This window comes from Phenylobacterium sp. (genome assembly GCF_044371015.1).
GTDB lineage: Bacteria > Pseudomonadota > Alphaproteobacteria > Caulobacterales > Caulobacteraceae > Phenylobacterium.
This window is the reverse complement of record NZ_JBILUK010000159.1, coordinates 1-7,311: the sequence shown is the minus strand read 5'-3', so window position 1 is coordinate 7,311 and position 7,311 is coordinate 1. Positions and strand designations below refer to the sequence as shown.

Annotated in this window: 7 protein-coding genes and 1 tRNA gene; 3 read left to right on the top strand and 5 right to left on the bottom strand. The window is 67.7% G+C overall.

All coding sequences use genetic code 11. The annotated features are described in order from the left end of the window. Positions 1–2 precede the first annotated feature (2 nt). Positions 3–92, top strand: a tRNA-Ser gene (locus tag ACIQ3R_RS12795). 71 nt (positions 93–163) lie between these two features. On the opposite strand, the gene ACIQ3R_RS12790 is transcribed toward ACIQ3R_RS12795, so the two are convergent. Continuing rightward, complete coding sequence (locus ACIQ3R_RS12790; protein WP_397419073.1) at positions 164–835, bottom strand: hypothetical protein; 672 nt, start codon at positions 833–835, stop codon at positions 164–166. Positions 836–969: 134 nt separating this feature from the next. Here ACIQ3R_RS12790 and ACIQ3R_RS12785 point away from each other — a divergent pair, with 134 nt between their 5' ends. Both ACIQ3R_RS12785 and ACIQ3R_RS12780 read left to right on the top strand, forming a co-directional pair. Continuing rightward, complete coding sequence (locus tag ACIQ3R_RS12785) at positions 970–3,021, top strand: caspase family protein (protein ID WP_397419071.1); 2,052 nt, start codon at positions 970–972, stop codon at positions 3,019–3,021. Continuing rightward, positions 3,022–4,242, top strand: a complete 1,221-nt coding sequence (locus tag ACIQ3R_RS12780) for an autotransporter outer membrane beta-barrel domain-containing protein (protein ID WP_397419069.1) — start codon at positions 3,022–3,024, stop codon at positions 4,240–4,242. A gap of 15 nt (positions 4,243–4,257) precedes the next feature. On the opposite strand, the gene lexA is transcribed toward ACIQ3R_RS12780, so the two are convergent. The 4 genes from lexA to ACIQ3R_RS12760 all read right to left on the bottom strand — a co-directional run. Further along, a complete protein-coding gene (gene lexA, locus ACIQ3R_RS12775) occupies positions 4,258–4,947 on the bottom strand; it encodes a transcriptional repressor LexA (protein ID WP_397419067.1) in 690 nt (229 codons plus the stop codon). A gap of 120 nt (positions 4,948–5,067) precedes the next feature. Continuing rightward, complete coding sequence (gene trpC, locus ACIQ3R_RS12770; RefSeq protein WP_397419065.1) at positions 5,068–5,844, bottom strand: indole-3-glycerol phosphate synthase TrpC; 777 nt, start codon at positions 5,842–5,844, stop codon at positions 5,068–5,070. Continuing rightward, complete coding sequence (trpD, locus tag ACIQ3R_RS12765) at positions 5,841–6,854, bottom strand: anthranilate phosphoribosyltransferase (RefSeq protein ID WP_397419063.1); 1,014 nt, start codon at positions 6,852–6,854, stop codon at positions 5,841–5,843. Before trpD ends, trpC begins: the two co-directional genes overlap by 4 nt. Before the next feature lie 12 nt (positions 6,855–6,866). Beyond that, on the bottom strand, positions 6,867–7,311 hold a 445-nt coding region (locus ACIQ3R_RS12760), incomplete at its 5' end, for an anthranilate synthase component II (protein WP_397419061.1).

Genomic DNA, 7,311 nt, shown 5'->3' with positions numbered 1-7,311 from the left:
TGGGTGACGTGGCCGAGTGGCTGAAGGCAACGGTTTGCTAAATCGTCATACGTGAAAGCGTATCCAGGGTTCGAATCCCTGCGTCACCGCCATTCTTCGGCACGGCTTCGGGCGGAAGGCCAAGAAGCGCGCCGAGCAAAAGGTCTCGGCGAAGGCAGCGTTCCTACCGCCGCTCCACACTGAGATCCGCAAAGTGGCCGATCGTGCCGGGGCCGATCCATAGCGCGATGGGCCCGCGGGCGGCGGCGCCACGCTTCAGGTCATTGACGATAAGGGTCGGTTGCGTCGCTCCACCCACATAGAGACGGGCCTTGTCGCCGGCCACTTCGAGGCGCAGCGGGATCCAGCGGCCGGGCTCCATGTCGGCATAGCTTTCATAGCGCGAGGGCGTTTCGCGGCGCATGCGCTGCCATGTCCAGTCCGGCGGAGACACGTACTGGACCGCATGGTTGCGTCGTTCCTGATCCTCGGCGCGGCCGTTGGTCGGGCGGACATAGAACAGTTCCCCGGCCGAGGCGTCCGCAGTTGCACGGACCATGACCCCGACAAAGCCACGCGCGCCGGAGTTGGCGGTGGCGGCGGGAGAGCCTGACACCTTGAGTTCAACGACGCCGTCGCCGAAATCGCCGCCCGGCAGGATGATGAACCGGCCGCCCTCGGGCCCGGGCGTTGATTCCGCGGCGCGGAGCGCAGGGCGGCCCTGGTGGTCGGCCTGAGTCAGGGTCAGGGTCTGATCGCCAATGGGTCGCAGATTCTGCGGCGCAAGTGAGGGGCGTTCCGCGGCCATCAGAGCGAGGCTGACGACCGTCAAAGCGAGCGCGGCGAGCTTGTCCATGGGTAACCTCCGGGCAGGCGATGGCGCAGCCTGCCATGGTCTGCTGCATCTGGCGACGGTTTCAGCTTAACCGGCCTCCGGAACGCTGTTATCGACGTATAGATTACGGTTGTAACGAGGGGGCGCGCGCAGGGGTGTCGGCGCTTAATCAAAGGGTGTTCTGGGCGGGCGTGGCGGCGATAGCCGTGGCCTCCAGCGCACCGGTGACTCGCGCGGCGGAGCCGGATCCGACGGGCCTGCTGATCGTTGACTGCCTGCTGCCCGGCAAGGTTCAGCGACTGGGGACGCAGGCCACCTATGTGACGGCGCGCAAGGCGATAAAGACCGCCGCGTCGGAATGCGCCATCCGCGGCGGCGAATACACGGCGGCTGACCGGGCGACCGTGGCCAGTTCGCTGAAGGTCTGGCTGCCGCTGGCCAAGGGCGGCGACATCGAGGCCCAGACCAATCTGGGCGAAATCTTTGAAAAGGGGATGGGCGCCGCACCGCAGCCCGATCTGGCGGTGCAGTGGTACCAGCTGGCGGCCGATCAGGGCTCTGCACGGGCGCAGATCAATCTGGGCGCGCTTTATGAGCGCGGTCTAGGCGTGCCGCGTGACCCGGTGAAGGCGGCGGAGCTGTATCGCAAGGCGTCGGGGCTCGGCGCGGCGCAAGCGCCATTTGTGCCGGTGGAGGAAGCCGGGGCGCTCAGGGCCGAGCGGGATCAGCTGGCGGCCGACCTGGCCACAGAGCGGGCGGCGCGCGGTCGGCTGGAAGGCGAACTCAAGGCGCTGCAGGATCGGTTGGCGCGCGAGACCTCGGCCGTGGATAAGGGCCAGGCCGATTTGGCGGCGGCGCGGGCCGAACTCAGCCAGCGGACGGCCGAACTTGCTGAACGCGAACGGGCCTCGGCCCCCACGGCGGAACTGGCGGCGATGCGGCAGGCGCTTGACGCCCAGCGCGGCATCGTGGCGGCCCGCGACGCCGAGCTTCAGTCCGCGCGCGCGGCCGTGGCGAGGCTCGAAAGTCAATCGACCAGCCTGGGTCGTCGGCTGGAGGAAGAGCGCGCGCGGCGCACGGCGGAGGTGGCCGCCGCAGAGGCCGAGGCGCAAGCCGCGCGCGCGCAACGCGACGCCACCGCTGCGCGCCTTGCGCAGATTGAGGCGGATCGCGCCCAGGGCGCCAACCGGGCCCGCTTAGAGGCCGCCGAAGTCGAGCGTTTGCGACGCGAGCTGTCCGCCGCCCAGGGGCAGGCCAGCCAGGCGCGCACGGATCTGGAAGCCCGCCTTAAGGCCCGCGAGGGCGAACTGACCGAAAGCCGCCGCAAGCTGGCGCTGCTGGACGACGAGGTGGCGAGACTCAAGGCCGCGGCCGTCCGGATGCCCGTGGCGCGTGGCGTTGAGGCGATGCTGGACGGCGTGCCGGCCTCGGACTTCAAGTTCGGTCGGTTCCACGCGCTGGTGATCGGCAACAACGCCTACAAGCACATCCAGGCGCTGGAGACGGCGGTTACTGACGCCAAGGCGGTCGATGAGGTGCTCCGCACCCGCTACGGCTTTCAGACCACGCTGCTCCTGAACGCGGATCGCTATCAGGTGCTTTCGGCGCTGAACAAACTCCGCGCGACGCTGACTGACCAGGACAACCTGCTGATCTACTACGCCGGGCACGGCGAACTCGATCGCGTGAATGACCGGGGCTACTGGTTGCCTGTCGACGCTGAGATCGACTCCTCGGCCAACTGGATCTCCTCAATCCAGATCACCGACGTGCTGAACGCCATGACCGCCAAGCAGATCCTGCTCGTCGCGGACTCCTGCTACTCCGGCGTCCTAACGCGGGCGTCGATCGCGCGGCTGGATCCGGGCATGTCGGGCGAGGAGCGGGTCCGCTGGTTGCAGGCCATGGCCACCAAGAAGGCGCGTGTGGTGCTGACCTCGGGCGGGGTGCAGCCGGTGCTGGACGGCGGCGGCGGCGACCACTCTGTGTTTGCGGCCGCCTTCCTGGCCGCCTTGCGCGGCAACAGCGGAATTCTGGAGAGCCAGCGGCTGGCGCAGAAGGTCACCCAGCAGGTGGCGGTGTCGGCGGCGGGCGCCAGCATTGATCAAATCCCGGTCTATGCGCCGATCCGTTTTGCGGGCCATGAGGCCGGGGACTTTTTCTTCGTGGCGCGCCAGGGCGCGCCAGCAGGCAGCGGAGTGCACTAGATGCGGGCGTGGGTGGGATTGGCGGTGACGTTGGCGCTTGCGGCTGGTGGTGCGGCCCAGGCCCAGACGCCGGGAAATGCTCCGGTCCGGACCTTTTTCGTTACGGCCTGTCCGTCGGCGACCGGGGTGCTGGTGGCCTTGTGCGCGCAGTCGCGGGGTGGGGTGATTTCGACTGATAGCCAGTCTTCGCTCACGCCGAACCAGGCTGCGGTGGCCGGAACCAACGCGTTGGCCCGAGCCCAGGCGCTTGCCGCGCTGACGGAGGCGCGGCTGGAGTCGGTGCGCGAAGAGGGTGGCGATGCGCCCGTCGCGCGGGGGGTCAGTCTGTTCGCGACCTATCAGTCGGAGGACCTGGAGCAGTATCGGGCCGCCTTCGCCAATGAGCGCGCCTTCGAGGGGCGGACCTGGCGGTTCACGGCGGGCGGGGATTTCAGGCCGACCGCCGAAACGATCCTCGGCCTGTCGCTTACATATAGCGACGACGAGAGCGACTTCGACGCCAATCCCGCGGGGCGCAACTTTACGCCGTTGGCCAATGCGGGCGGGTCCGACGTCACCGAGATCGACATCACGGCCTATGGTTCAATGGCTCTCGCGGATCGCCTGACACTGGAGGGCTCGCTCGGTGTCGGGTTCTCCGACCAGGACTTCCGACGCAACGGCAGCTACCAGGAGAGCAATCGGACCCTCCAACAGGTGGACATCCGCGCGACGGGCTCAGCGGATGGTCGCCGATACGCCGGCTCGCTGGGCCTAGCCTACGATGTCGACGCCGGTCCGGTGAGCTTCGGCCCCTACGCGCGGCTGCGATGGAACCGCGCCAGCGTCGATGGCTACACAGAAGCGGACGCAGCCAACACCGGCCTTGCGCTGCGGATCTCGAAGTCGCGCGCAACGTCGCTGGTTTCCGTACTCGGCGCGCGGGCTTCTTACGCGATCAGCCTTCCTTGGGGTGTTGTGGTTCCCCAGGCCCGCGCCGAGTGGGAACACGAGTTCAGGGACGATCCCCGGACAATCACAACTAGCCTGGCGCTGGCTCCCAATGGCGGCGTGTTCCAGGTGCGCACCGATACGCCCGATCGCAATGCCTGGAACCTGGGCGCAGGGGTGCTGGTTATCCTGCCCAACGGCTGGATGCCCTACTTGGACTTTGAGGTCCTGGAAGGTTATTCCGACCTGCGCCGGGAACGCATCTCAGCTGGCCTCAGAGTCGAGTTCTGACGCCGCCGACCGGGGTCAGTGATAGCGGCGGATCAGGCCGACGAGCTTACCCTGAACCGCGACCTGATCGGGTCCGAAGATCCGGGTCTCGTAAGCTGGGTTCGCAGCCTCCAGTGCGATGGACGCGCCCTTCTTGCGGAGCCGCTTTAGGGTGGCCTCCTCGCCCTGGATCAACGCCACCACGATGTCGCCCGAGGCGGCGCTGTCCGAGCGGCGGATGACCACGAAATCACCGTCAAGGATCCCGGCGTTGATCATCGAGTCTCCAGAGATCTCGAGCACGAAGTGTTCGCCGGCCCCGAGGATCGACTCGGGAACCTGGATCCGGTCGCGCTCCTGCTGAATCGCCTCGATAGGTGTCCCAGCGGCGATCTTTCCGAGGATGGGGAGTTCGCGCGTGTCATTGGCGGCGGTCGGCGTAACGCTGCTGGCATCGACCAGCTGCGGCTTGAAGGGCGCGCGACCCTTGGCCGGTGCGGCCGGCGTCGCCTGTTGCGGGAGCTTGATCACCTCGAGCGCTCTGGCCCGATGGGCCAGACGGCGCAGGAAGCCGCGTTCTTCCAAGGCGGTGATCAGGCGGTGAATCCCCGACTTGGACGCCAGATCCAGCGCGTCCTTCATTTCGTCGAAGGACGGCGAAACACCACTCTCCTTGATGCGCTCATGGATGAACATCAGGAGTTCATGTTGTTTGCGGGTCAGCATCCGGAGGTCTCCAGAACAAAACATCAACGTTCGCGTTTGTTCTCTAGGCGTTCTGAGTTAATGTCAAGTTACGCCGTGAGACCTTGGAATCCTTAGAGAAATCACTCGGGAAGCGTCGACTCAGGCGAGCAGGGCGCGAGTCGCGGCGGCCAGATCGCCCTGGCGCATCAGGCTTTCTCCAACCAGCATCGCGCCCGCGCCGGACTTTGCGAGGCGAGCGACGTCGGCCGGCCCGCCGATTCCGCTCTCGGTCACCAGCAGGGCGCCGGTCGGCGCAAGGGCCGCCAGTCGCTCCGTGGCGCCGAGGTCGGTGGTGAAGGTTCGGAGGTCTCGGTTGTTGACGCCGACCAGATCGGCGCCCAGCCCGCACGCCCTGGCCATCTCGGCTTCATCGTGAACTTCGACCAGCACATCCATGCCATAGCGCCGAGCCTCGGCGATCTGGTCGGCGGCCAGTGCGTCATCGACCATGGCGAGGATGACGAGGATGGCGTCTGCGCCCAGCGCGCGGCTCTCCGCCACCTGCCAGGGATCGACCAGGAACTCCTTGCGGAGGCATGGGAGCGCCGTCGCGTCGCGGGCGGCGGTGAGGAACGAGTCGTGACCTTGAAAACTCGGCGCGTCGGTCAGGACAGACAGGCAGGCGGCACCCCCTGTCTCATAGGCGCGCGCCAGCGCGGGTGGATCGAAATCAGCGCGGATCAGGCCCTTTGAAGGCGAGGCCTTCTTGATTTCCGCGATCAGCGCCAGGCGACCCGGTCCGCTCCCCCGGATCAGGGCCTCGCGAAATCCGCGCGGCGGACTCGCAGCCGAAGCGTCAACCACCGGGCGGGCGGCCTTGCGCGCCGCGACCTCCTCACGCTTGTAGGCGGCGATCCGCTCCAGCACGTCGGTCATCGCCCGCAAATCTCCACGAGCTTGTCGAGCGCAGCGGCGGCGCGGCCATCGTCGAGAATCGCCCCGGCCAGCGCGGCGCCCTCAGCCAGGGTCTCAACCTTGTCCGCCACCAGGAAGGCGGCCGCGGCGTTCAGGCAGACAATGTCCCGATAGGGTCCCGTTTCGCCGGCCAACACCTGCCGAAGCGCGGTGGCGTTCTCGGTCGGCGTTCCCCCAACGAGGTTGGCCAGTTCTGCGCGCGGCAGGCCGGCCTCCTCTGGGCTGATGGTGAAGCTGCGCACTCGGCCGTCCCGCAGTTCGGCGACCTGGGTTTCGCCGGCTGTTGTGATTTCGTCGAGGCCGTCGCCATGGACTACCCAGGCGCGCTCCGACCCCAGCTTTGCAAGCACCTGGGCGATGGGTTCGACCCAGCGGGCCATGGCGACGCCGATCACCTGCCGCTGGGCGCCGGCCGGATTGGTCAGCGGACCCAGCATGTTGAAGACGGTGCGGAAGCCGAGTTCCGCCCGGATCGGCGAGACATGGCGAAAGGCGGGGTGATGCGCCTGAGCGAACAGGAAGCAGATCCCGGCCTCCTCCAGCGCGCGCAGTTGGCGTTCAGGGCCGGGATCAACCCCGACGCCGAGTTCGGAGAGGACATCGGCGGTCCCGGACTTCGACGACAGCGCGCGGTTACCGTGCTTGGCCACCTTCAACCCGCCGCCGGCCGCCACGAAACCAACGGCGGTCGAGATATTGAGCGTGTGAGCGCCGTCCCCGCCGGTGCCGCAAACGTCGATCACGGGGTAGGGCGGGGCGATCTTCAAGGCGACGGCCCGCATTGCGCGCGCGCCAGCCGCGATCTCTCCCGGGGTCTCGCCGCGCATGCGGATGGCGGTTAGCGCTGCGCCCACCTGGGCCGGGGTCGGCTCGGCGCGGAAACATGCGGCGAAGAAGGCCTCGGCGTCGGCCTCGTCCAGGACCGCGCCGTCGGCGAGCCGCGCGAGCAGGGGCTTGAAGGCGTCGGACATGTTGCGCCGCCCCTAGGTCTCAGCCAGCCGCGAGGCGCCCGCGAGGTCGAGGAAATTGGCCAACAGATCGTGGCCGTGCTCCGTGGCGATCGATTCGGGATGGAACTGCACGCCATGGATCGGCCGGGTCCGGTGGCGAATACCCATGATCTCGCCGTCCTCCGTCCAGGCTACGGCTTCGAGCACCTCCGGGAGGTCTTCCCGACGCACCGCGAGGCTGTGGTAACGCGTGGCGGTGAAGGGCGAGGGGATACGTGCGAACACGCCCTGGCCCTCGTGGTGGATCAGGCTGGTCTTGCCGTGCATCAGGGCCTTGGCGCGGATCACGGCTCCTCCGAAGACCTGGCCAATGGATTGGTGGCCCAGGCAGACGCCCAGAATGGGCAGCGTGTCCGGAGCTCTGGCGATCAGGTCGAGACAAATGCCGGCCTCGTTGGGCGTGCAGGGTCCGGGAGAC

What these genes read in the sequence shown, in the direction of transcription:
- ACIQ3R_RS12790 (WP_397419073.1), bottom strand. Translation starts at nt 835, where the DNA reads ATGGACAAGCTCGCCGCGCTCGCTTTGACGGTCGTCAGCCTCGCTCTG.
- ACIQ3R_RS12780 (WP_397419069.1), top strand. Translation starts at nt 3,022, where the DNA reads ATGCGGGCGTGGGTGGGATTGGCGGTGACGTTGGCGCTTGCGGCTGGT.
- lexA (WP_397419067.1), bottom strand. Translation starts at nt 4,947, where the DNA reads ATGCTGACCCGCAAACAACATGAACTCCTGATGTTCATCCATGAGCGC.
- trpC (WP_397419065.1), bottom strand. Translation starts at nt 5,844, where the DNA reads ATGACCGACGTGCTGGAGCGGATCGCCGCCTACAAGCGTGAGGAGGTC.
- trpD (WP_397419063.1), bottom strand. Translation starts at nt 6,854, where the DNA reads ATGTCCGACGCCTTCAAGCCCCTGCTCGCGCGGCTCGCCGACGGCGCG.